At 57.9% G+C, this 23,462-nt stretch carries 22 protein-coding genes; 2 read left to right on the top strand and 20 right to left on the bottom strand.

Annotated features, from left to right (window positions below):
• Positions 1 to 2: 2 nt before the first annotated feature.
• The 14 genes from SJQ66_RS05800 to SJQ66_RS05735 form a co-directional block, all read right to left on the bottom strand.
• A complete protein-coding gene (locus SJQ66_RS05800) occupies positions 3 to 1,187 on the bottom strand; it encodes a PLP-dependent decarboxylase (protein WP_320534076.1) in 1,185 nt (394 codons plus the stop codon).
• Positions 1,177 to 2,166: a beta-ketoacyl-[acyl-carrier-protein] synthase family protein gene (locus SJQ66_RS05795; RefSeq protein WP_024904182.1), complete on the bottom strand. Its 990-nt coding sequence runs from the start codon at positions 2,164 to 2,166 to the stop codon at positions 1,177 to 1,179. The genes SJQ66_RS05800 and SJQ66_RS05795 overlap by 11 nt, the downstream gene beginning before the upstream one ends.
• Positions 2,167 to 2,177: 11 nt before the next feature.
• A complete protein-coding gene (locus tag SJQ66_RS05790; RefSeq protein ID WP_320534075.1) occupies positions 2,178 to 3,158 on the bottom strand; it encodes a ferritin-like domain-containing protein in 981 nt (326 codons plus the stop codon).
• Positions 3,155 to 3,679, bottom strand: a complete 525-nt coding sequence (locus SJQ66_RS05785; RefSeq protein ID WP_320534074.1) for a hypothetical protein — start codon at positions 3,677 to 3,679, stop codon at positions 3,155 to 3,157. Before SJQ66_RS05785 ends, SJQ66_RS05790 begins: the two co-directional genes overlap by 4 nt.
• 83 nt (positions 3,680 to 3,762) lie before the next feature.
• A complete protein-coding gene (locus SJQ66_RS05780) occupies positions 3,763 to 4,638 on the bottom strand; it encodes a hypothetical protein (RefSeq protein WP_024904185.1) in 876 nt (291 codons plus the stop codon).
• A gap of 7 nt (positions 4,639 to 4,645) precedes the next feature.
• Positions 4,646 to 4,900, bottom strand: coding sequence for an acyl carrier protein (locus SJQ66_RS05775; protein WP_024904186.1), 255 nt, complete (start codon positions 4,898 to 4,900; stop codon positions 4,646 to 4,648).
• 57 nt (positions 4,901 to 4,957) lie between these two features.
• The gene (locus tag SJQ66_RS05770; RefSeq protein ID WP_320534073.1) at positions 4,958 to 6,061 is read right to left on the bottom strand and encodes a hypothetical protein; all 1,104 of its coding nucleotides are present in this window, start codon (positions 6,059 to 6,061) and stop codon (positions 4,958 to 4,960) included.
• An 18-nt stretch (positions 6,062 to 6,079) separates the two neighbouring features.
• A complete protein-coding gene (locus SJQ66_RS05765) occupies positions 6,080 to 7,327 on the bottom strand; it encodes a hypothetical protein (RefSeq protein WP_024904188.1) in 1,248 nt (415 codons plus the stop codon).
• 82 nt (positions 7,328 to 7,409) lie between these two features.
• Positions 7,410 to 8,213, bottom strand: a complete 804-nt coding sequence (locus SJQ66_RS05760; RefSeq protein WP_390174013.1) for an outer membrane lipoprotein-sorting protein — start codon at positions 8,211 to 8,213, stop codon at positions 7,410 to 7,412.
• A 5-nt stretch (positions 8,214 to 8,218) separates the two neighbouring features.
• Entirely contained in the window at positions 8,219 to 9,433 is a 1,215-nt protein-coding gene (locus SJQ66_RS05755; RefSeq protein ID WP_024904190.1) for an ABC transporter permease, read from the bottom strand.
• Positions 9,405 to 10,148, bottom strand: a complete 744-nt coding sequence (locus SJQ66_RS05750; protein ID WP_024904191.1) for an ABC transporter ATP-binding protein — start codon at positions 10,146 to 10,148, stop codon at positions 9,405 to 9,407. The genes SJQ66_RS05755 and SJQ66_RS05750 overlap by 29 nt, the downstream gene beginning before the upstream one ends.
• Positions 10,145 to 11,944, bottom strand: coding sequence for an AMP-binding protein (locus SJQ66_RS05745; RefSeq protein WP_320534072.1), 1,800 nt, complete (start codon positions 11,942 to 11,944; stop codon positions 10,145 to 10,147). Before SJQ66_RS05745 ends, SJQ66_RS05750 begins: the two co-directional genes overlap by 4 nt.
• Before the next feature lie 345 nt (positions 11,945 to 12,289).
• Positions 12,290 to 12,619, bottom strand: a complete 330-nt coding sequence (locus tag SJQ66_RS05740; protein ID WP_024904193.1) for a hypothetical protein — start codon at positions 12,617 to 12,619, stop codon at positions 12,290 to 12,292.
• Between the two features lie 118 nt (positions 12,620 to 12,737).
• Entirely contained in the window at positions 12,738 to 13,664 is a 927-nt protein-coding gene (locus SJQ66_RS05735; RefSeq protein ID WP_024904194.1) for a LysR substrate-binding domain-containing protein, read from the bottom strand.
• A gap of 170 nt (positions 13,665 to 13,834) precedes the next feature.
• Here SJQ66_RS05735 and SJQ66_RS05730 point away from each other — a divergent pair, with 170 nt between their 5' ends.
• Positions 13,835 to 14,836 carry a fatty acid desaturase family protein gene (locus SJQ66_RS05730; protein ID WP_024904195.1) on the top strand — a complete coding sequence of 334 codons (1,002 nt, stop codon included), beginning with the start codon at positions 13,835 to 13,837 and terminating at the stop codon, positions 14,834 to 14,836.
• 568 nt (positions 14,837 to 15,404) lie between these two features.
• Here SJQ66_RS05730 and SJQ66_RS05725 read toward each other — a convergent pair.
• The 3 genes from SJQ66_RS05725 to pcaB form a co-directional block, all read right to left on the bottom strand.
• A complete protein-coding gene (locus SJQ66_RS05725; RefSeq protein WP_253463950.1) occupies positions 15,405 to 15,896 on the bottom strand; it encodes a GNAT family N-acetyltransferase in 492 nt (163 codons plus the stop codon).
• Between the two features lie 129 nt (positions 15,897 to 16,025).
• Positions 16,026 to 17,423: a cation:dicarboxylate symporter family transporter gene (locus SJQ66_RS05720; protein WP_244141691.1), complete on the bottom strand. Its 1,398-nt coding sequence runs from the start codon at positions 17,421 to 17,423 to the stop codon at positions 16,026 to 16,028.
• Between the two features lie 21 nt (positions 17,424 to 17,444).
• Complete coding sequence (gene pcaB, locus SJQ66_RS05715; protein ID WP_320534071.1) at positions 17,445 to 18,803, bottom strand: 3-carboxy-cis,cis-muconate cycloisomerase; 1,359 nt, start codon at positions 18,801 to 18,803, stop codon at positions 17,445 to 17,447.
• Positions 18,804 to 18,949: 146 nt separating this feature from the next.
• Between pcaB and SJQ66_RS05710 the strand changes: the two genes are divergently transcribed.
• Positions 18,950 to 19,672: a GntR family transcriptional regulator gene (locus SJQ66_RS05710; RefSeq protein WP_046152111.1), complete on the top strand. Its 723-nt coding sequence runs from the start codon at positions 18,950 to 18,952 to the stop codon at positions 19,670 to 19,672.
• Here the strand turns inward: SJQ66_RS05710 and SJQ66_RS05705 are convergent.
• From SJQ66_RS05705 to SJQ66_RS05695, 3 genes are read right to left on the bottom strand one after another with little or no spacing between them, the layout of a single operon-like run.
• Positions 19,646 to 21,118: a heavy metal sensor histidine kinase gene (locus SJQ66_RS05705; RefSeq protein ID WP_320534070.1), complete on the bottom strand. Its 1,473-nt coding sequence runs from the start codon at positions 21,116 to 21,118 to the stop codon at positions 19,646 to 19,648. The two genes, SJQ66_RS05710 and SJQ66_RS05705, sit on opposite strands and share 27 nt — an antisense overlap.
• Positions 21,119 to 21,808, bottom strand: coding sequence for a heavy metal response regulator transcription factor (locus SJQ66_RS05700; RefSeq protein ID WP_024904200.1), 690 nt, complete (start codon positions 21,806 to 21,808; stop codon positions 21,119 to 21,121).
• Positions 21,809 to 21,867: 59 nt separating this feature from the next.
• A complete protein-coding gene (locus SJQ66_RS05695; protein ID WP_320534171.1) occupies positions 21,868 to 23,397 on the bottom strand; it encodes an efflux transporter outer membrane subunit in 1,530 nt (509 codons plus the stop codon).
• Positions 23,398 to 23,462: the final 65 nt, after the last annotated feature.

The raw sequence follows: 23,462 nt of genomic DNA, 5'->3' as shown, positions 1-23,462 counted from the left end.
ATCTAGGCAGGTTTGATGTAGACATGCGCAGCACGGTGAGACAGGAAATCGCTCATCGTATAAGTGCGGTTGTAAGCGCCGCATTGAGAGAACACCGCCAGGTCACCCGGCTGCGGCGCGGCTACATCCTTACTGTGACCGATCACGTCGGCGCGGCTGCAGGTGCTGCCGACGAACACGGTCGACTGCGCCGCAGCAGCGGCAGCGGTCGAGCGACGCACCAGTCGCGGCGTCTTCAAATGTCGAATCACGGACTCGGTCTGCGCAAGCAGGAAGTTGTGACTGATGCCCCCATCGCATACCGCGATCGTGCGGTTAGCCCAGTGCTTCACCGCCATGATTCGTGTGACGAAGATTCCGGCGTCCGCGAAAATTGCCCTGCCTGATTCGTGTGCGAGCGAGTAGCGCGCCGCCAGCGGCTCGACGGCGGCACGATAGCGCTCGAACGCTTCCAGCTGAACCGGTTGTTCAGGGAAGCCGCCGCCAAGGCTCAACGCTTCGAACGGCGCGCCATTGGTCGATGTCAGGTCGCGGGCGAGCGACTCCAACGCCGCGGGCAAGGCGAGTGTCTCGGGCTCCGTCCCGTCGCCGCGCAAGAACGAGTGCGGGCCGGAAAATACATGCAGACCGTTGACCCGCATGCCGGCCGCCACTAATGTCTGCAGTGACGCTAACGCTTCATTGGATGTCATACCGAAATGGTCATGCCAATTTGAGCGTGAGCGGGCACCTGCCAGATCGCCGGCATTCAGACGCAGCAACAGCTTGCCCAGCGTCGCACCGCCGGCAACTGCCTCGCGGGCCAGAGGAATGAAGCGTGCAACGTGATCGAGGCTGTCGAGCACGAAGTTGCAGCGCGACGCAAGCCCGGCGCGAATGAAATCCTCGTTCATCGACGGGTTGTTCAGATAACGGGGAGCCTTGATGCGGCCGACCACGATGTCAAGCTCTCCGCGGCTCGCGAGTTCGACGCCGTCCTCGTAGGCATGGCCGCAGCGCATCAGCATGTCTTCGTTGGGATTGGCTTTCAACGAAACGATCAACCGTGTGCCGAGTTGCGCCTTCAGTGCGCGATAGCGGGCAATCGCGATCTCGGGTTCGTACACATAGCAAGGCGTCTTGAGGTCGGCAAGCCACGCATCGTCTTGCCCGGCGATCTCGGCGCCCTTTTGGGTTTCACTGTGCATGGCTTACCACCGGATGCAGCGAGACCGCCGCGTACGCGCCACAATTCGACTGCATGATGCCCAGCACGCGCTGACCTTTGTCAATTGCGTCAAGACCGACCTCCGCCATATTGATGGGGAAATCCGAGCAGCATGCGTGGCCGCGTGCGTAGATGTTATGCGTGTACAGCCGGTCGGCCGGCACCCGCATTGCGCGGCACAGGGAGTTCCAGCCGGGCAGATCAGCGTTGTGCGGCAGCAGCAAATCGTAGTCTTGCAGCGCGACATCGTCCAAAGCGACAGCCGCTTCGATCGCCTTGCGCGTATAAGGCCATTCCATCGCGATCAGATCGGCCTCGTTTTCGGCAACCGTATCCGAGCCGCGATACCACTTCGCATGCGTCTGGATAGCGATCTTTCCAAGGCGATTCTTGGTGCTGTTGCGGGTCAGCAGCATCGCCGCCGCGCCGTCACATTGCACACCGGTGACCTGACGCATGCGGAAATCCTCACCGTACACGCGGTCCGACGACACGATGACGGCCGCGTCCATTTGCGGGAAACGGCGCATCAGTGCATGCACTGTTTCGATGCCGGCGGCCACCGATACGCAGTTGAGCTGGGCGACCGAACCAAGCCACAATGGCTTGATGCCAAAGCTCGCCGCAATTTCATGCGGCAAGCTGCGCGGTGCCGGCGGCACGCTGAACTGCTGCGTATGCACATGAACAATCGCGCCGATGTCGGAAGGATTAAGCCGGGCCGTATCAATCAAGCGGCCCATCGCCCCGATGGCCAGATCGGTTTCGCTGATGTCGAGCGCCATATGGAAATAGCGGCTGCCGGAACGGGCAATCGCCGCGGCGCGTTCGGCCGGATAACCACGTTCCGCGGCCCAGGCTTCGATGTCGACGGGTTCGCCCGGCAACTCGTAGGCAGCCGCTTCTATGCCAAGCCACGAGCCGGCCGCGCTATGTGCGGAATGGAAGGTCGTCGTCATGTTTGATCGGATTAATTTAACGGCATGTCGGCGTAGTCGAGCACATCGAGCTTCTGGAAGGTGTCTCGCACGGTTGGCGTCAGCAGGCCCATTTCCCGAATGGTCGGCACCAGGCGTCGGAAAATCGAGCGACGGATCGAACTCGATACCGGTGACTCACGAACCATGGCGCTGCATTCGCGTTTCGACATACCCATCGGCTCCCAGATGTCGTCCGCGGTCAAATGGTCGTACAACACGGAAGCGCCTTCGCAGATGAATTCCTCGCGCTCGCGCAATTCGTAGGAGCTCATCTCCTGGTACACCCGGCACAGCGTGATGCGGCCCACCGCAAAGTGACGAGATTCATCGCGCTGGATGCGCTGGAAGAGATCCTTGATGAACGGATCCTGGCTGTACGCGACCACGCTCTGGAAAATCGACAGCGCGATACCCTCGACCAGCACCTGCATGCCGAGATTGGTCATATCGAGCGCATTGCTGGTAATCGTGTCTTCTAGCAAGCTCTTCAATGAATGGCTCATCGGATAGCGTACGTCGATCTTTTCAACGAGACGCGAATAGGCTTCAACGTGTCGTGCCTCGTCCATCACCTGAGTGGCGGCGCAAAGGCGTGCACTCAGACCATCCTCCGCGGAAGCGAGCTTCGACGCACAAATCAGTGCCGCCTGCTCACCGTGCAAGATCTGCGACAACAGCCAGCCCTGTGCGTGGTGACGCACTTCGCTGCGTTCGCGCTCGTTGAACTTGCTCCACAATTCGGAACCGTAAATCAGTAGGGTCGGGTCGCGCATCCCAAGTGGGTTCGATACGTCAAGCTGATGGCTCCAGTCCACATCGGTCGCGACGTCCCATTGCGCACCTTTGGCCTTCTCGTACAGGCGGTTCAGTGCCGCCTCTCGCATCTCGTAGTCACCTGACATCAGAGCTTCGACTGGCATCGACCAGCGAAGATCCTGGTGATCGGAAAGGGCTATCGTTGCGGTATTCATATTCTGTGCTCCCCGGCTGCGCCGCAGTGTGGGATGGGGTTAGTGGGATGAAAGGGGGCATGACGCAAACCAATACCAAAGTGCGACCAGTCCGAGCGCATGAGTTCATCGAACGGCTCGGTCAATGACTTTGGCCAGACACCGCAATGCACACTGTTGTCGCCGGAAAAGTCAAGATCGCGCCGGATCCTGTCTCCGACCCAGACGACCGGTTCACCACGCGCCGCATGCCAGCGCGCTTCTTTCGAGAGTGATACCCCCAGCAGCACGTCGGCATGTAATAGTGCATCCGGCAACGGTCCGAAGTAAGGCGCGCAGACTTCAATGAACAAGTGAACATCTGCATGGATTTCCCGTCGAATTCGTATGCTCAGCTCGGCGAAAAAAGCGAAGTACTGCAGGTTGTCGAGCAGCACGCGACGCGCGTCTTCCGGCCTGTCCATATGGTCGAAGCAGACAGGTTCGCAAGGGCTTTCAGCCTGCATGGCGCGCGCATAGTCGGCTGCCGTTTCGAGCGGCATGCGATATGCGTTGGCGGGCACGGTAAACAGCCGCTGCGGATAACGGACCATGTGATACACGAGAGGAATCAGCGCAGACATGATCAAAGCTCCAGCGACAGTTGAGCACCGGGGGCAAACCCGACTTCGGCGATCGAGTAATACCCGTTCAGCGCAAGTGAACTAACGATCACGTTCTGACGTATGTCCGCGTCGCGTGCTTCGGCTTGTGCGAGTAGCAGCGCGATCCACGGGTCGCTGCCGAACGAGTGGCCGAAACGCGCATGACCATCCGGGCAAAGCGGCGTCTTGCCGATGGCCGCCAGCATCGCCCGACGCGATGTCGGGGGGAAAAATGGCAAAGCGACGCTCACGCCCGGCCGCTGCGAGCAGAAACCGCGTAGCTCGCGTCCCATTTGCACGACGGCCACTTGTGGTGGCGCTGACATGTTGCGCAGCGGAGCCGCCACGCTGTCTGCAACGTCGACCAGCATGGTGCAAACGCCGAAACCCGAATTACCCCATGCCGGATTACCATGCCAGTAGGTAAAGCCATGCACGTCGACATCCACGATCTGCAGCAGCAACACATGCGAGTTCGACGAGGCAGCCTTCGCGAACGCCCGGCGAAACACGTATCCCCAGCCGGCACATTCGTACGAGCAGGTCATCCAGTCGGGCGGATAATCATTTTGTCCGGCAACCCCCTCGATGAACGCGTGATGCTGCGGCGAACCGTTCATCAACAACATCGACAGGATCGTAGAACTGATCACATAGTCGGCGGCGCGATCATGCCCGCAAATGTGTTCGCGTTCTTCCGCGACGAGCATGCCGAGCGCGCGTGCCTCTTGCTCCAGCCTTTTCACCTCGTGTCCGCGCACCGGCTCGATGCGCCGGTAGCGAAGTGCCTGCAACGTCAGCGCCGGACGAGCCGACTCCGTATTGTGAGCGGCAGAATGCTGAAAGGGCGTGGGCATTGGCGACTCAGGCGGCCTGCTGCTGATGACGCAGCTGCGTATCAAGTTGCTGGAGGGTCGTGTACTGCGTGATATTGAGCGCTTCCGGATCGATCGAACCGTACAACTGCTCGCAGAAAACGATCATCTCGACGATGTTCAACGAATCAATGCCCAATTCACCGATACCGGCGTCGGTCGTGACTGTCTCGACATTGAGGATTTTCGCTACCTCGCGAGCAAGGATATCGAGCGAGTCGGCCGGAACGTTTGTGGTTGTCATGTCTAGGTCCTTCAGGTTGAAAATGGCGATCAAGGTTGATCCCTGGATTGCCGGGGTTTAACTACCGGAGTGACTGCGCAAGCTCTTGCGCAGTTCGTGAAAACAGCGATACGAACTGCCTTCCATCTTCGAGAACGCGAGCAGATCACGCTGGTCATCGAACATTGCGACCGCACCGCTTTGCACAAGATTCGTAAGAAATTCATTGGACAACATCTTGATCGCGAGCACGCGCTGCACTTTACGGAAGCTGTAGAGTTCCTGTTGCGTCTGACTGTAAGAGAAATCTGCAATGAACCGATGCAGTTCCTGTTCGGCCCGGCCAAGTACAACGCGGCCTTCGCGCTCCAGCCAACTGATGTGGGCCATCAGCGCGCGTACGAAGTACGGACGCACTACGGTCAGATGTTTGTTGAATACGGTCGGACCACCAATCCTCAACCGGTCGGCCGAACCAACACGCACGTTACCGGTCACGTTGGCGAGTTGCAGATTACCGGCAAGAAAAGGGGCACCGAACGTCTCGCGCTTGAGCGTGCGATACTCGTCTGGCCATACGAGATAAGCCGCCGGAAACATCACACCCGGCAAGCGTGCGGCGATCACGGCCATGCAGTCGCGCTGCGCCTCGATACCCCAGACTTTGTCGACCTTTAGCTGGATACCGCTTTCGTCGGCCGTCGCGCAGGTACGCCACGCGCCGAGTGTCGGCCCACCGCCGTCGCTCATCAGAAACGCGAAGGGATGGCCAGCATCGATGCAGTCAGAGGCTCGCTTGTTTTGCTCCGGAGAGAAGAACAAGCCGAACATGATGCGGATAAACGCACGCATGAACGGTTTGAAGTTGCGATGCAGTCCGTCGCGTTCGATTTCGAGCAATATTCTTTCGGTAAGTGGCGCTTCCTCGTGGCGCAGTAACATTGACGCATCGGCACCGTTATGCGCTACGGGCAAGGCCGACTGCAATCCGATCACCATTTCACTGTCGAGCAGCCTCACGGCGGCGGCTTTGATAAGGGCGCGCGCGGCTGCGGACGGTGTGCCGAGCACGTCGAGATGACGTAGCACCGCGAAGGCGGTGTTGTCAGCCAGCAGCGTCGCGTCGCGCTGCCTTGCAAACGGTCTGTTCGAGGAAATTTCAGCAATATCAAGCATGGTCATGATGGGAAGAATCCTGATTTAGAACCGCACACGAATGGCGGCGTCAATTTCGGTATCGAGTCCAACCGTCCTGTACTCCGAGTCGGAGCCGGCAAACGCGTGCGACAGCGAAAAATCAACACTCACCCGTCGGTTCACGTCGGCGACTACCTGTGCTATAGCAAGAAGGCCTTTGTCTTGTGGTGAATAAACACCACGTATCGAATATTCGACGGAACCAATTTTCTTTCCGAGCCTAGCGAATAGATAGTCGCGCAGACTACCGTCGACACTTACGTAGTTCGCGGTCGCCTCAAGTCCTTCGAGCGCAGCGCCGGGATCGGTGTGCAGCAATGTGTTATTCGCGTTGATCGCGGCATTCACCTGGCGCCACTGGTGTGCGTCGAAGCGGGCTTCGTCGTGCGACCACTCGACAATCAACGAAAAATTGCCAGGCAACGCGCTTTGCATGCCAACGGCGCTGCGCCACATATACTGTCGGTCGTTGCGGCGGTCGACTGTGCTATAGGCAGAAGCGGAGTCAGGCGATAGATCATCGGCGATGAAAGCCGGCACAGGTCGTGTCGTGCCGCGTTCCATCCAGCCACTTGCATAGACCGTGCTCGAACTGGCGACATCAAACGAGACCGTACCGCCTACCCCGCCGCGCCCCGCGTGGCGACCAGCCAGTAGCGACGAAGATGCACCCGACCAGTTGTAACTAGCACGCAGTAGCTGCGTGGAACCTTCCACCTCGCTGTTGTCGACATCGCTGCGCAACGTGCGGTTATAGCCGACAATGGCCTGCAAAGACGTATTTTCGCCGGCCCACTTGGCTTCAACGAGCGGCGTACCTTCGACATCGCCGTAACGGTCGTAGACATCCGCGGTCGAAGGGCGCTTTTGGAAAAAACCGAGCGGAAAGAACGCCTGTGAAGGGTCGAGCGATTCGATCCGCTTGCCGGCGGTGACGGTGATACCGTTATCGAAAGCGTAGCGCGCGCCGATTTCATTGAAGCGGCTAGATTGCGCGCCGATTGACGGATCCGTAACCAGCACCCGTGCATTCATGAACAGGTTCTCGCCGTCGATCTTGAAGATCGCACCGGCTTCCTGGTGCGAGTGTGGATTGTCGCCTGTCAGGGTGGACAACGTTGCGTCACCATTCATATAGTCGACAGAACGCACATAGCCGACGCCGCTCAGCGTACTCAACTGATCCATCAGCGTTTCTCCGTGCGAAAGGCTGATATGAGCGGCAAACGCCAATGGCACCGCAAGACGTATGAGCCAGCGGGCTTTCGATCTCGCGCATACGAGAAGACGGGTGCGAGACGGAGCATGGCGGTCGGTTCCAATGGCGCGCGCATCAGTTATCATCGGCCAGCGTATCGGGGTTGAACCTGCCCGCGGGGATGCTCTGCGCTTGGCTACCGAGAATGTTGATCACACTGGAGCGTTGCTTCTCGATCTCGTTGTGGTAGGTAATTTTTCTGATGACCTGACGGCCATTCACGACCACGGGCGTACTGAAGTCGGCGCTGCGAAACAGCAAACCGCTGGCAAGGAAGAACTGTGCGCGCAACGGCACCGCGCTACCTGAAACGACCCAAAGCTTGATCTTCGGATACACGTTGTCCGGATCGGTCGCATTCAAATCGAGTTCGGTTGCGGACTGGTCGGCTACCGTCGTCGTACCGGGTACGGCAACGGCCCGATAGCTTGTAGCCCAGTGCGTGCGCGTTATGTCGCTGATCACGACTTCCCCCTGCAGACGCTGCATGCCGTTGATGCGCACGGCACTGTGCGTATTCGGCACATAGAACCAGTGGCCACGGGTCGTCGCCAGATATTTCTGTCCCTGGTTCTCGCCGTTCTGAGTCAGCGCGAGCGTGTCGCCGTTCGCGCGCGTATAGACGACGTACTTCGTATCGTCGCCCACCTGGCCGTCAGTGACGTTGGTAATCTCGATGCGGGTCTTCGTATCGGATGCGGCGCTGCGATACGCATCGGCCCGTGCAAGTATGGCGTTTGCGTTTGTGTCACCGCTCTTGCCGTCATCGGCCTGAGCGAAGGATATAGCGCCCAGTACGCATGACAATGCGGCACAGGCGGCAAGCCGGGGTAGAAAATCAACGCGTGAAGAGCGGAACAACACGCGACACGAGTTCAAGATCGTCATGCCAGTCCTTTAAGGATGTCCTGTTTGGCGAGCCGGGCCGTTGCAAGCACCGCGGCCAGCACACCAAGCACGATGAAAACGCATTCGACAGCACCGACAGCGAGCGGGGATACCGTAAATTCAAGCAGGATGGGTTTCACTCGACCAGGAGGCGGTGGCAAGTGGACCTGCGCATGGTTCACGCCGGCCATCACAAGCACGGCGACAGCGATACCGACGGCAGCACCGAGCAGGCCCAACAGCGCGGTTTCCTCGACCAGCACGGAACGCACCGTCAGGGCCGGCACGCCGAGCGCGCGCAGCGTCGAGATTTCCCGTCGGCGTTCTACGATGCTCATCAGGATCCAGTTACCCATCGACAGCAGGATCGTAACGCTCAGGATCACGCCAAACACGGAGAACTGGTTGCGATACAGTGACACGATCTGGTGATAAAGCGAGACTAATTGATCCCACGTCCGCACGTCGACGTCGGGCAACGCGCGACGGATTTCAGCGGCCGCTTGCGGTGCCATCGGCGTATGCCGCAGGAATACCGCGATACGCGACGCTTTGTCAGTACGCAGTAATGCTTGCGCGGCGGCAAAGGTGATGTTGACGATCCGTTCATCGAGATCCTTGTTGCCGGTACTCATCACACCTACCACCTGCGCATCGGTCGCATTAATACCGCCATGGGTCGTCGATACCATCAGTTGTACGACCGAGCCGACACGGATGTTCAACTTGCGCGCAAGTTCAGCACCGATCACGATCTCGGTGCCAGCCGAGGACGGTGCGAGATAGCGACCCGAGACAATCGCGTGATAATCTGCAAAGCCCGGCGGCTCGTGATCCGGCTCGATACCTTCCCCGACAGCGCCATAGCTCAAATCGCCGTTCGAAATCAAGCCATCGAAATCGATCTCACGGACGGTAGAGACAACGCCCGGCAACGCCGCTATCGCATGCAGGGCCCTGGCTTGCTCATCGGCGGTGAGGCCATATTGCAGCGGATGATCGCCAATCAGATCGAGGTAGCCGCGATGTAGCACTTGCAGATGGCCCACACCGCTATCGATGGAGCCTTCTCTCACGGCGTCGAACGTCGCGATGACATAGCCAAGCGAAATGCTGGCGGCGAACGCTGTGACGCCGATCATCAACATAGTCAATAACGTACGGCGCATATTGCGCCACAGGTTACGCCACGCAAAAATTGACCAGTTCACGGCTCACCCCGGTTTCAGGTTGGAGGATGCCATCGCGCATTTCTATGCGGCGTGGCAGATGTGCGCACAGGCGCTCGTCGTGTGAAGCAATGAGGAACGCCGTACCTAGCTGCATATTGGTAGCCAGTATCAATTCGGCTACGGCTTGCGCATTTGCACTGTCGAGGTTTGCGGTCGGCTCATCCGCGATCACGATCGCCGGTTCCTTGACGAGTGCGCGGGCCAGCGCGACGCGCTGTTGTTCACCTCCGGAGAGTTGCGTCGGCCGATGCCGCTCACGGGCGGAAAGGCCAACGGCTTTCAGCATGGCACGCGCTTTCTCACGACGCAGCCGCTTGTCGGACAGGGTGAATAAGCCCAACTCCACGTTTTCGAGCGCGGACAGTACCGGGATGAGATTAAAGTTCTGAAACACGAAACCGATGCGCTCGCGACGCACCTTCTCGAGCGCCGCGGGCGTATTGGCAATACCGTGCCCTTCTAGAAAACGCGAACCGCTGGTGGGGGTATCGAGAAATCCGGCCAGGTTGAGCAACGTGCTCTTGCCGCTGCCGGACGGACCGACCAGCGCCACTACGTCGGCGCGGGCGATCTTCAGACTTGCCTGCCTCACTGCAAACAATTCCTCGGAGCCACCGTCATACACGCGCGTGATGTCGCGCAGCTCAAGCGTCGGAGAGTCGTTACGACGTAAGCCAAGGTGTTCGGCGATCATGCACGCGCCCCCGTTGCAGTCAACGCGTTCGCACCGATTGCGCGGGTGATCCCGGACGGCGTCGGGGTGCTTCGCATGGCGGGCACCGTGATAACTTCCAGCCCGCCGCTGGTGTAAAGGTCGCGGCACTTTACCCTCTGCAGTTTGCCGCTCGTAGTACGCGGCAGTGTGCCGGGCTCGACGAAACAGATATCGTGTGCAGCGAAGCCAATGTCCTGTTGCAGCAGCAGCTGACATTCACTGCGCATTTTCGATGTCGCATCGACCGGACGTGCCTCGACCGCGATAACAAGGCGTTCAGTCCCGTTTTCATCGTCGGGCAGACCAAACGCAATGCAGCTGCTCTTGTGAAGCGCCGGATGTTGCGCGAGCGTCTCTTCTATTTCATGTGGAAAGTAGTTACTTCCGCGAATGATGATTATCTCCTTCTTCCGGCCAAGTATGTACAATTGGCCAGCCGATACATAGCCGATGTCGCCGCTCATGAACCAGCCGCTATGATTCAGTGCCGGTTCGATCGAACCATTGCCGGGATTAAGGTAGCCCAGCATTACCGAGCTGCCACGAATCGCGATTTCGCCAGCCATCCTCTCAGCGCATGCATGACCTTGATCATTGACGATCTGAAATTCCATGCCATGGATGGGTGTACCCATCGCCAGCACGGTTTCCGAATTGTCGACCGTACCGATCACATTGGCTTGTTGCCGTTCGATCAATGCCTGCCTGTCAATCTGGTCCACCATGACGTATGGCGCGCCTTCCACGCGGCCGACATGCCACGCCTTATGCATTGAAACCGCAAGGGTCGATTCAGCCATGCCATAGCATGGTTGCAACGCCGACGCGTCGAGTCCGTACGGCGCGAATGTTTCAGCGAAATCGCGCAACGTCGCCTGGTCGACGCGCTCGCCACCGATGAAGATGTTTCTGCAAGCGGATAAATCGACGTTCTGCATGGATGAGGCATTGAAACGCCGTACGCAATAGCGCAACGCAAAAGTCGGAACAGACGTCGTCGTCGCGCGAGTTGCCGCAACCCGTTTGAGCCATCCAAGCGGGTTGCGAATGAAACTGTTGGGCTGCATCATTACCAGCGGCGCGCGATAATGCAGGTTCGACAGCAAGGTCAGCAAACCCATGTCGTGATAGAGCGGCAACCAGGAGGCCGTACCGTCGCCACGCTCGATGTCAAATCCAACGGAGCCGCCGATTCCGAGCACGTTCGACACCACGTTCAGATGACTCAGCACGGCGGCCTTTGGATACGATGTCGAACCCGACGTCAGTTGAACATGATGCGCATCGTGCCCGTGCTTCGACGTGATGACCGGTTGAGTGCCTGCGGCAGCCGCGGCCTGCAATAAGGCATCGTCAACAATGCGTACGCCAGTGCGGGTTGCCAGGTCCTGCATTGCCGCCGCGCCCGTTGGCGATGCAAAGATGAAACGAGGCTCATAAATTTCGCAGGCAACATCGACGACCTGCTTTGCGCTGGCGGTCATTCGCTTGCCTGGAATGGGTACGGTGCAAGGCAAGCCGCCGAGCATCACGCACGCCATCATCGTCACCACATGGTCGACGGACGCCGGTAGCGCCAGCATCACAAGGTCGTCCTGGCGAACGCCCAGCTCGCGCATGGCCCCTGCGCGTTGAACAGTCTGCATGGCCAGATCACGGTAGCTGATGCTTGCTTCATTGCCCGCATCATCAACGAAGGTCATCCGGTTGGCCGCGCCTTTGTCGCACTCCAGCACCTCGAGCAGACGATGAATGGTGGATGCACATTGCGTCACATGAACTCCCCTTCTTGCGAATGCTGCGTATAGACAATCAGACAAGGGCGGCTCGACTGCATGGCCGTCGCTGATCAGGCAAGGAGGATTTTTATCAAAAGAGGCCGAGACGACAAACGTTATCTATGCACGTAATGCATGCGTCGAGAGAATGCACAACGGTGATGCGATAAAGGTAAGCGCATGACATGAATACGGGATACATGCCATCGTTTTCTGACAGCCTACCGAACGGATAAGCCTCGCTATAAGCGCGATCCGTAAAAGAGGGCAACTTAATGACGATTTTTTGAATTTTGAAGAAAGACTCGCGACGTCAGGCCCTTGATCGTTCTGTTCAAATACTCATTCAATCAGCTTAATCACGTCCGAATCATCATCAAGTATGTGATCCGTTACTTGGATGATAGGCTGCGGAGAAGATTGAATGGTTGGGACAGCATTCGACAAGACAACTTGATTGACCATGCGATTAATCAAAGGCCGCTTGTCGAGCGCGATGCCGTGGCTGTCCAAGGTTTCATGAATCGATGGATCGCATTGGCTCAGATGCAATGCACCTGCCGGTCCGAGACACGGTTCGCCCCGCGCTTTAAGCAGTTTGTCCCACGCATGACAAGGCCATTCGCCGCACGTGCCGATTTGACTGAATGCAATCGCACGACATGAACGCATGGTGAGGGAGACCGTTTGCTAGCAGCCTGCCGAAACGGACCAGCCTCACTATCAGTGAATCCGCGGAAGAACGAGCGCGAGGATAACGCTGTTCTCGTTCAAAGAAAAACGCGCAACGTCAGACGCTCGATCGGACTTCTTCACGTATCCAGTCGATCAGCTTGGTCACGTCCGAATCATCATCAGGGTCGTTATCCGTCACCAGATAATAGGCTCCTGAGGAGATTGAATGCTCAGGGAATAATTCGACAAGTCGCCCTTGATTGATTAGGCGATTAATCAAAGGCCGCCTGCCGAGAGCGATGCCGTGACCATCCACTGCTGCCTGGATCAATTGGTCGAATTGGCTTAGATGCAACGCCCCTGCCGGTCTGATACGCGGTTCACCTAGTTCTTCAAGCAGGTGATCCCACGAATACCACGGCCATTCACTGCAAGCCCCGTCCAGATGAAGCAAGACCTGCTGTTCCAAATCGGCGCAGGTCCTGATTTCGCGATTGTCTCGTGTTCTCAGACTGGGGCTACAGACTGCGACGACCCGCTCTTCGAAAAGCAGGCGCTCATCCGGGAGATGCATATGGGGCTGCGCATAGCGCACCGAGAGATGAAGACGCTGGCGCTTCATGTCCTGCACTTCATTAGTTGCAGACACGCGTACGTCAATACCAGGATAGCGCATGCGAAATCCGCCAAGACGCGGGATCAACCATAACGCCGCAAACGCAACGGTGGTCGACACCGATATGGAGCGCTGCTCAGAAAGCGACACCAACGAACCTATCGTGGATTCCAGCTCCAGCATTGCCGTAGAGAATGCATGGTACAACGCACGACCTTGCGCAGTGAGTGTAAGTGCACGGATATGCCGATGGAATAGCTCAGTACCTAGTTGATCCTCTAATGCCTTTACTTGTCGACTCACTGCCGACTGAGTGATATTCAGTTCCTGCCCTGCCTTGGTGAAACTAAGATGACGCGCGGCGCATTCGAAGCCGCGTAGAAAATCCAGGGATGGCAGGTTCTTAAGTCGCTTTCGAATTGCCATGCTTCACCCTCATGCATTGAGTTCGAAAAAGTCGTTTGTCGATACGATCGACGGCTACCACAATTTGCATCCGCAACGAACGTTCACCTACCTAGCCAGACGCTCTCGTCTTGTCGATAAGGTCGACGTAGGTCACGCATGTTCGATTAACCCGATCCAGGAGAGATTTTTTGAGCGCGACCGACCAACTTTCTAACAAACCCAAATTAGCTCAGCAGCTAAAAAGTCGTCCTAGTAGCGTCGTCTTTTCTCTCAAGCTAATTGTGTATGTGGTTCTACTGGCACACGGCGTGTCCCTCGCGTTATCCACGAATTCCTTATTAAAAATTTTAGGAATTGTGTTGACAGGCGTCATGTTTGCGCACGGTGTTGAGCTACAACATCAAGCACTGCACTACCAAGGATTCAAAAGCAAGAAATGGAATGCCTTCTTTGGAATCCTGCTTGGGTTGCCCATGCTGGTTTCATTTCACGAGTATCAAGACAGTCATTTGCGTCACCATAAATTACTAGGAACCTCTGAAAACAAGGAGTTTTTCGACTACGGTGACCAATACGGCGGCCGATCGACCGCATCTGTTTTTTTGTGGATTATACGACTAGGAATGATTAAGCACTACTGGAAATTTTTTGTGACAATAGTGAATATCGTATTTTCCAAATCAAATGAAAAGAACTCGAAAGCGATTCGTATGGATTATATGTGCATGGTCTTGGCAATTGCGCTATTATCGGCACTTTCACTTGTTTGTCATTCCACTTTGATTATATGGTCGTGGCTAGCACCGCTGATGCTCGTGGCGGCGCCGGTTCACGCACTGATCGAAATGCCGGAGCATTATCGATGTGACCTGACAAGTACCGATCCCTACCGGAATACACGATCCATCACGAGCAACGCTTTCATGACATGGCTCACCAATGGCAATAATTTTCACGTCGAACATCACATGATGCCCGCGCTCTCCATGGATCGGTTGCATGATCTGCATAGTTCGATCGAACCCAAAATTCATTACTACCATCGCACTTACCGTGATTTTTACAGTGCATTACTGAGAGGCAAGCTCGTGCCGCGCGAACTTGACGCCGGCGCGATACAGAACGTTCTTATGAAAGACGATGAGTCACCGTCCCCTCCTGATGTGCCCCGCTATAATCAGAGCACATGAACCCCTTGCCTTTCGGCAAACGGTCCTCGAAAAGGAGCGTGGGCGTAAAGCAAGTGCAACGATGAGCCAAGCCAACGGCTTTGCGTCCGTGTGCCATGGTCTGGTCTAGGTCGGTGAGTTCCTACAAAGGCGTAACACGGATGGCCTGCACGGGGTTCATCTGGTCAGTTGTCGTAGGTATCTACACGCACGGCGTTCATCGCGGCATGGTCGTCCTGCTCCCGCATGACTTCGATTGCCAGGCACGAGCAGGCTTGTATCCTCGAAGATAGATTTCGGCTCAAGCGCAGGGATAGCGTGAAAGATGTCGCACGCGATTTAGCTTATAGCAGCAGAGGTGCATTTTCTGCTTTATTCAATACACTTCTCGACCAATCACCCAGTCCTTAGCTGGCAAGGAACCGGCTGATATCCTTATCTGTTATTGCCGTTGAAAAATGATCTTGGGGACAAGCCCATCGCGGATGTTACTTGTGCGGTAGCGACGTAGGCCTGAACACATTTGCACTTATTTTGTGAGAAAGATCTGCTTCTTATGGCATTTCTCAGGAAATTCCGTTTAACGCCTTCATCTCTCCGTCGCTGCCTGGAACGCATACGCATACCCATCAAAATAGTCATCACGAACAAACCCCATACTCCGATACAGGCTTTGCGCGGCGGTGTTCGTCTTAGCCGTTTGCAGTGACACCCACGCCACTGATTTCTGTCTGGCGGTATTGATGGCCGCGTCGAGAAGCACACGGCCGACACCCTGCTTTCTATATGCCGTACCTACGAATAGATCATTCAAGATCAGCGCTTCTTGTGCGGACACGGAAGAAAACGTTGGATAGAGCTGGGTGAATCCCGCCATCTCGCCATCGTTGGCAATGGCCACAAGTATCGTCGAGTCCTGTTTCCGAATGCGATCGGCGAGAAACGTATGCGCAAGCGCGAGATCCGGTGCTTTCCCATAGAACTGGCGGTACGCGTCGAACAGATATGACAAAGGCAGCACATCGTCAGCGTTGGCTGACCTGACCAAAACAGTGTGATTGGTATCCGAATGAATCGTCATGGTTTTACGATAAGCCAATAGAAACGCTTCTTGAGCGATCGCTATCGATTCTATATCGGCCGGCGGAAACCATCAAAGGAACCGTCTTGGCGGCGTACCTTGTATCTGTACACCGCTCCAATCACTATATCAATGCGCACGCTGTTTCCGTTGCAATGCTCGATCCGGCAGTCCGGCCCGCTCCTCCCTTTCGACCGAGGGTGAGGTCGAATGAATCGCAGCGTTCGGATACTGTTCCGGATAAAGCACCGCCTTCGCAATGTCTTCATTAAACGTGCGTGACCATTTTGCGACCACGACGGTGGCAAGACTGTTGCCGATCGTATTGCAGGTGGCGATCGCCATCGACATGAACCGGTACACCCCGAAAATAAGCGCCAGACCTTCGATCGGCAAGATACCCGTTGACGTTACGGTCGCCGCGAAGACCACGAACGAGCCGCCGGACACTGTGGCGGCACCTTTCGACGTCAGCAGCATCAAGAGCAGAAATCCCAACTGATGTTCGAGCGTGATCTGAACGCCGTACGCATGCGCAATGAACATCACCCCCATCGCCATGAAAATCGACGTGCCATCGAGGTTGAACGCATACCCCGTCGGCAAAACCAGGCCCACGGTCTGCTTAGCGCAGCCCATTCGCTCCAACTTGCCGAGAAGTCGCGGCAGCGCACTTTCCGAAGATGCGGTACCCAGAACGATAAAGATCTCTTCTTTGATATACCGCAGGAAACGCCACAGACTCACGCCTGCGAGTTTTGCGATCAGCCCCATCACCACGACGATAAACAGCGCCACCACTGCGTAAAAGCTGAACACCAGTTGTGCAAGTGCGACCAAAACGGCGGTGCCGTTGCTACCGACGGAGTACGCGACCGCGCCGAACGTGCCGAGCGGGGCTAGCTTCATTACCAGGTTGATAAACGAAAACAAGACCTGGGATATCGTGTCCAGTCCTTCCGTGATGCGCGCACGCCGACTTTCGGGAATCGACAGAATGCCAATGCCCACCATTACCGCCAACACGACGACCTGCAGTAGTTCACCTCGCACGAACGCGCCGATGAAGTTATCCGGCACGAGATGCATGACGAAATCAATGAAGCCCTGCGGCGTTGCCTTCGCCAGTGCCGGGGGCACCGTGCCGGCGGTGACATGCGCCATCCCTTTTCCGATCTGCAGTACGTTGCCGGCCACCATACCGGCAAGCAAGGCTATCGTCGATACCACTTCAAAGTAGACGATCGACCGCCAGCCAACCCTGCCGGCGCTACGAATGTCACCGGCTGACGCAATGCCATGCACAATCGTCAAAAATACCAACGGGGCAACCCCCGCCTTGATGAGCGCGAGGAAGATATCGCCAAGCAGTTTCAGTTGCGTGGCGAACTTTGGAAATACGAGACCCATCGCTATCCCAAGCATCAAGGCAAGCAAGACTTGCATGCCCAGACGGCGGTACCAAGGAAGCACTGTTTTCTTTTTGTTACGATGCGCGTCGGCAACAGACGTTTCGTCATTCATCATGTTCTCCTCCATGCCGTCTCTTTAGACCGCCTGGGACAAACGAATAGCCTGATCAACCATGTCAGGTGCTAGTCCCAGATAGTTGGCCGGATCGGTCATCTTCTCGATCTGGTCCCGATTGAAATGCGCCATCACGGTAGTCAACGCGGACAGCGCTTCGGCCAAGGTGCCGCCTTTTTCGTTAACCGTACGGCAGGCATCGTAGACGATGTCATGCGCTTGCTGCCGCCCCGTGAACGGTGCCACCGCCATCATCACCGCCTCGGCGACGATAAGCCCTTTTGAGATCCCCAGGTTATGCTTCATGCGGTCGGCATCGACGATCAGGCCACGCAATGCAAACTTGGCTTGATGCAACGCCCCTGACGTCAAGATGAAGCTTTCCGGGATGGCGATCCACTCGGCATGCCAGGGGCCGGTCGCACGCTCGAAATCCTGCACCATCGCATCGACCATCAAACCGGCATGTTGGCGAACCGCCTTCGATGCGGCGAGCATCAATTCGCTGGAAATGGGATTGCGCTTTTGCGGCATGGTGCTGCTGGCCCCACGCCCTTTCACGAATGGCTCATAGACTTCGGCGAATTCCGTCGACGCCATGATCATGATGTCGAGCGCGATCTTGCCCAGCGACCCGGTAACCAATGCGAGCAGGTTGACCGCTTCGGCAAAACCATCGCGCGCCACGTGCCATGTTGTCGCGGGAACGCCCAACCCCAGCGCATCCGCCAGTGCCTTCTGCACGGCGAATCCCTTGTCGCCAAGCGACGCCAGCGTACCGGCCGCGCCACCAAACTCGACCACCGCCACGCGGGGACGCAGTTCCGCCAGACGTTGCTGATGGCGATCGAACATCGCCAGCCAGATCGCGACCTTATAACCGAACGTCACCGGCAGCGCTTGCTGCAAGTGGGTGCGGCCCGCCATCGGCGTGTCGCGGTGTTTCTTCGCAAGGTCGGCAAGAATGCCTCTGAGCGCGCGAACGTCCGCGGCAACGCTATCGAGCGCATCGCGCACTTGCAGCGAGACCGCCGTATCCATGATGTCCTGGGTGGTTGCGCCCCAATGCACGAAACGACCGGCATCGCCGCACATCGCGACGAGCTGGTGTACCAAGGGCAAGATCGGATAGCCGACGATATCGGTCTCATGTCGCATGTGATCGAAGTCGATCTTATCGATCGTCGATTCGCGCGCAATCACGTCGGCCGCCTCTGCCGGGATGACGCCGGTCTTCGCTTCCGCTCGCGCCAGCGCCACTTCCACGTCGATATAGCGTTGAATCAATGCGTGATCGGAAAATATCCCGCGCATGGCCGACGTGCCGAAGGCGTCGCGAAACAGTATCGAATCCATGACCGTGCTGGCGTAACTAGTCATTCTGACCTCGGTGCAAGTAAGATGAGCCTGGGAATGTCACAAGACAATATGTCCCGACTTATTTGGCTGATCATATATGTCCGGACTTATGCCGTATGCTGTGGAAATCCCTAGGTATGTCCTTCCTCGCATTACCCATTCGATTTATGAAGCGACCGCATTTTGCCCAGATTGCCCGTCACCTGGCCGACGCCATCGCGGACGATGTCTATCCCGTGGGCTCGACACTGCCAACCGAACTCGAACTTCGCGACCAGTTCCAGACGAGTCGACACACGATTCGCGCCGCCTTGCACGAATTGCAGCAGTTAGGGCTGGTGTCGCGGAAGAAGAACGCCGGAACACGGGTCGAATCTCGAACACCGGTAGGTGGGTTCCGGCCCTCCCTGGCGTCAGTCGACGACGTGGTGCAATTCGGCGCCGAGCATCTTCGGCTAGTGCAATCCGTGGAAGAGGTGCCGGCAGTTGGCGAGTTGGCCGGGCTGATAGGCTGTCCTGACGGTGCACGGTGGTTGCGCATTTCGAGCTTGCGCATAGATGGAGATCGCGCAAGTGCACCGATTGGATGGACTGACGTCTATATCAACGCCGACTACACGGACATCGCCGAGGCCGCTCGGAAGGAGCCGGACGTGCTGGTCAGTGCCTTGATTGAAAAGCGCTATGGCACGACCATTCACGAAATTCAGCAGAACGTGCACGCCACCCTGATATCCGATGCCATGGCCGCACGATTGCGCGTGCAAGCCGGCGCCGCGGCGCTTGAGATCGTGCGACGATATTTCGATGCCGATGGCGAGGTATTCGAAGTATCCGTCACCGTCCATCCCGCCGAGCGTTTTTCAGTTTCGATGCGGTTGACACGGTGATGCGCCGGTGCTGCCAGCGGACTCGCTCGCCTGCATGGCGACCGAAAACCCGAAGGTGTTGACGCCATCAGCGCTGCGCGCCCATGCGCTACCGCCGTGCATGTCAGCCACTGCCTTGACGATGGCGAGGCCCAGTCCGTGATTTTCCCGGCTGTTTGTTCGCGATACCTCGGCGCGATAAAACCGATCGAACAAATGGACAATGGTCGCGGAAGGAATCGCGGCACCGGGATTCGCCACCGCCACCTCGGCATGCGTTTCGTTGGCGGTGATCGTCACCGTGATGGCGTTACCCGGCGTGCAATGCTGGATCGCATTCATCAACAGATTGACGAGCGCACGGCCAAACATCGCGGTATCCACCGGCGCCGTGGCATCGCCTTTGAGCGTCACCGTCAGTTGCGCATCTTCCAGCGTCATTTCAAGAAAATCCAACGTCCGTTCGCACTCGGTGGCCAACGATTTCCGTGTCAGCGCGGTGGCCCGATCGCCTTGATCCGCTCGTGCCAGGAACAGCATCGTATTGACGATGTCACGGATGCGGATCAGTTCCTCAAGGTTCGACTCCAACGTGCTGGCCAAATGGTCCGCGCTGCGACTACGTGTCAATGCCACTTCCGTCTGACCGATCAAGATCGTAATAGGGGTCCGCAGCTCGTGCGCCACGTCGGCGTTGAACGCCTCCAGTCGACCATGCGACGCGTCCAGTCGTTCCAGTGCCCCATTGAACGACTCCGCCAGCGCGCTTAACTCCGCCGGCAGCGGCGCGGCCCGCAGACGCTGTGAGCGCGTGTGCGGACTGATGGTCGACGCCTCGCGCGTGAGCCGCGTCAGTGGCGCGAGTCCAATTCGCGCGACCGTGTAACCCAATGCCAGCACGATCAACGTGCCAACGCCATACAACACCCGTAGCGACACGCCGAACGCGTGCATGATGCGCGTTTTCTGCGCGTAGCTGACCGCGACTTGCAACTGGAGTGCCGGTCGCTGGCCGCGCGCCGGCACCGCCACCGTTTGCACAAGTCTGTCCGGACCGCCCGGCACCGCAATCCGCTGGTACCCGGCAGGCCAGGTTCGTAAGATTTCCCCCGTTATGGGCGTGTTGAATCGATAGGCGGGATCAGCACTCGTCACCGCGAAATGCGGCGCTTCCTGCTGCGGCTCACCTTGCGCATCCTCCGGTGCCAGTTCCGCAAGCCGATCACGTGCCATCCTCCAACGTTCCGGGGTGGACGTGTGATACAGCGCCTCACGCGCCACCACGAGCTGACTGCTCAGTAGCTGACGCGTCGAGAGTTCCAGCTGACTGCGCAGCGACATCATCAAGCCAGCACCCACCAGCGTAAAGATCGCCAGCGCCATCAATGCAAACGTGACGGCCAGACGCCGCGAGATCGATGGGCGCCCGAAAACGCGAGAGAGGGCGGAATATATTGCGCGCTTCATTTAACGGCGCATGTCGTCGGCATCGCGCACTTCGAGCACATAACCCATGCCGCGCACCGTATGCAGCAATTTGGTATCGAACGGGCCGTCCAATTTTGCCCGCAAGCGCTTGATGGCGGTCTCCACGACGTTCGTGTGACTGTCGAAGTTGACGTCCCAGACAGACTCGGCAATGGCGGTCTTCGAGAGAATGTCACCCTGTCGTCGCGCAAGCAAACTCAGTAACTGAAATTCCTTTGCGGTCAAATCGAGGCGTGACCCTTCACGCGATGCGCGGCGACCGATCAAGTCGACGTGCAGGCCCGCGATCGAGATCAGCGTGGGTTCCTGCAACCGGGTACGACGCGCCAGCGCATGCAGGCGCTCAACCAATTCCAGGAAAGAGAATGGCTTTGTAAGATAGTCGTCGGCACCGCCGCGCAGACCGCGCACACGATCGTCGATCTGGTCACGCGCGGTCAGCATGATCACCGGTGTCGCCTTGCGGGTACGAATCGCTCGCAACACGGCGAAACCATCGCGGCCTGGCAGCATCACGTCGAGTACGATTACATCGTACTCGAACTCCAGCGCGAGATGCATGCCCTCATCCCCATCCAACGCGACATCCACGATCCAGCCCTGCTCCGTCAAACCGGTACGCAAATAGTCGACAACCTTCTGCTCGTCCTCGACGATCAACAGCTTCATACCCCCTTCCTCCCCTGGCCCCTACGGCGCCATTTCGGGATGTTACCCCGGACGCGTGATCAACGGTCCGACGCGGCCATTTGCACTGACGATGCCGATGCGGTACCGGCAAGCTCCTGCGTTGTCCAGCCCCCGCCCAATGCCTTGATCAAGTTGACCGCAGTGGTCCAGCGCTGCGCACGAATCTGGGTGGCGGTGCGTTCGCTGGTCAGCAAGGATTGCTGCGCGGCAATCACATCGAGATAGGCGACGAGGCCGCCTTCGTAGCGATCACGCGCCAGTGACAACAAGCGCCGTGCATCGTCGACCGACTGCGCGGCACGCTGCTGCGCCTCACCCAGCGTGGCCAGTCCGGTAACGCCGTTCTGCACTTGCTGGAACGCCATCAGCACTGTCTGACGGTAGTTTGCCTGGGCGGCGCGATAGCCTGCATTGGCGAAATCAATCGATGCCGTGCGGCGTCCGCCGTCGAACAGAACCTGCTTGACCGATGCTCCGAGCGTCCACATCAATTCCGGCGCACTGAACAGGTTGGCAAAGCGGGTCGCCTCCCAACCGATACCGGGCGTCAACGTCAGCGTTGGGAAAAACGCGGCACGCGCCACGCCGATCTTCGCATTGGCCGCCGCCATCGCGCGCTCGGCCGAGGCGATATCAGGACGCCTTTGCAGCAGCTCACTTGGTAGCGCCAACGGTATCGTGAACGGCACGTCAGTGATGAGCGCCGGTGCAATCGTGAAATCAGGGGCCGGTACGCCAATCAGCGCGGCAATGGTATTTTGATATTGCGCGCGCTGATTCTCCAGCAGCGTCTGCTGGACCGCGGTGGCATCGAGCTGCGATTGCTGCTGCATCAGATTGAGCCCGGATACCGCACCGAGCTCGTGCTCCGACTGAACGAAACCCAAGGCCTTGCGTTGCAACGCAAGAGACCGTGCGATGACGTCCAGCTCGGCGTCGAGTTCCCGCAGCATGAAGTAATTATTTGCCAGATCGGTGGTCAATACCAGGCGCGCGTTGGCGAGGTCCGCCTGCGACTGTTCCGTTGCCGCGGCCGCACTCTCGACGTCCCGACGAATGCGTCCGAACAAGTCCAGCTCATAGTTGAGGGTGGGACCCAGCTTGATGTCGTTCTGCACCGTGTGATGCGTCGGCGTCGCGTAATTCGTGCGCGGCCGATCCTCGGATGTTCTAGCGCGCGAGACACCGCCACCCAAATCGACTTCCGGCATGTCCTGCGCGCCGACACCACGCAAGGTCGCCCTCGCCTGATCATAGTGCGCCACAGCGGCCGCCAGCGTCGCATTCCCAGCCAGCGCCCGTCCTTCCAGGTCAGTCAATACAGCGTCATTAAATGCCGTCCACCAGTCCATTCGCATCGGTGCATGCGACGGCACGGCAGTCAGCCAGTCGCGTGCCGCCTGATTCGCTGGCGCGGCGCTGGGCGCGCCCGGCGCGCTTGTCGCGACGTCCGTTGCGCGCCAAGCGGCCGGCGTGGTGGTATCGGGGCGATGGTAGTTGGGACCGACGGTGCAGCCCATCAGGGCTAATATGCCCACCGTCGTGCCGCACGCGGATACCCGATACATCGTCCGCGCGGCCAGGGCGGCACGTGCGCCCCCCTGGCCGGCCTGCCGACTGTCGGAAGCGTTGC

This window comes from Robbsia andropogonis (assembly GCF_034047095.1).
GTDB lineage: Bacteria > Pseudomonadota > Gammaproteobacteria > Burkholderiales > Burkholderiaceae > Robbsia > Robbsia andropogonis.
This window is presented reverse-complemented; position numbering and strand designations above follow the sequence as displayed.

What these genes read in the sequence shown, in the direction of transcription:
- SJQ66_RS05740 (WP_024904193.1), bottom strand. Translation starts at nt 12,619, where the DNA reads ATGCGTTCATGTCGTGCGATTGCATTCAGTCAAATCGGCACGTGCGGC.
- SJQ66_RS05695 (WP_320534171.1), bottom strand. Translation starts at nt 23,397, where the DNA reads ATGTATCGGGTATCCGCGTGCGGCACGACGGTGGGCATATTAGCCCTG.
- SJQ66_RS05700 (WP_024904200.1), bottom strand. Translation starts at nt 21,808, where the DNA reads ATGAAGCTGTTGATCGTCGAGGACGAGCAGAAGGTTGTCGACTATTTG.
- SJQ66_RS05735 (WP_024904194.1), bottom strand. Translation starts at nt 13,664, where the DNA reads ATGGCAATTCGAAAGCGACTTAAGAACCTGCCATCCCTGGATTTTCTA.
- SJQ66_RS05750 (WP_024904191.1), bottom strand. Translation starts at nt 10,148, where the DNA reads ATGATCGCCGAACACCTTGGCTTACGTCGTAACGACTCTCCGACGCTT.
- SJQ66_RS05770 (WP_320534073.1), bottom strand. Translation starts at nt 6,061, where the DNA reads ATGACCATGCTTGATATTGCTGAAATTTCCTCGAACAGACCGTTTGCA.
- SJQ66_RS05795 (WP_024904182.1), bottom strand. Translation starts at nt 2,166, where the DNA reads ATGACGACGACCTTCCATTCCGCACATAGCGCGGCCGGCTCGTGGCTT.
- SJQ66_RS05705 (WP_320534070.1), bottom strand. Translation starts at nt 21,118, where the DNA reads ATGAAGCGCGCAATATATTCCGCCCTCTCTCGCGTTTTCGGGCGCCCA.
- SJQ66_RS05800 (WP_320534076.1), bottom strand. Translation starts at nt 1,187, where the DNA reads ATGCACAGTGAAACCCAAAAGGGCGCCGAGATCGCCGGGCAAGACGAT.
- SJQ66_RS05775 (WP_024904186.1), bottom strand. Translation starts at nt 4,900, where the DNA reads ATGACAACCACAAACGTTCCGGCCGACTCGCTCGATATCCTTGCTCGC.
- SJQ66_RS05780 (WP_024904185.1), bottom strand. Translation starts at nt 4,638, where the DNA reads ATGCCCACGCCCTTTCAGCATTCTGCCGCTCACAATACGGAGTCGGCT.
- SJQ66_RS05710 (WP_046152111.1), top strand. Translation starts at nt 18,950, where the DNA reads ATGAAGCGACCGCATTTTGCCCAGATTGCCCGTCACCTGGCCGACGCC.
- SJQ66_RS05720 (WP_244141691.1), bottom strand. Translation starts at nt 17,423, where the DNA reads ATGATGAATGACGAAACGTCTGTTGCCGACGCGCATCGTAACAAAAAG.
- SJQ66_RS05785 (WP_320534074.1), bottom strand. Translation starts at nt 3,679, where the DNA reads ATGCCGCTCGAAACGGCAGCCGACTATGCGCGCGCCATGCAGGCTGAA.
- SJQ66_RS05790 (WP_320534075.1), bottom strand. Translation starts at nt 3,158, where the DNA reads ATGAATACCGCAACGATAGCCCTTTCCGATCACCAGGATCTTCGCTGG.
- SJQ66_RS05725 (WP_253463950.1), bottom strand. Translation starts at nt 15,896, where the DNA reads ATGACGATTCATTCGGATACCAATCACACTGTTTTGGTCAGGTCAGCC.
- pcaB (WP_320534071.1), bottom strand. Translation starts at nt 18,803, where the DNA reads ATGACTAGTTACGCCAGCACGGTCATGGATTCGATACTGTTTCGCGAC.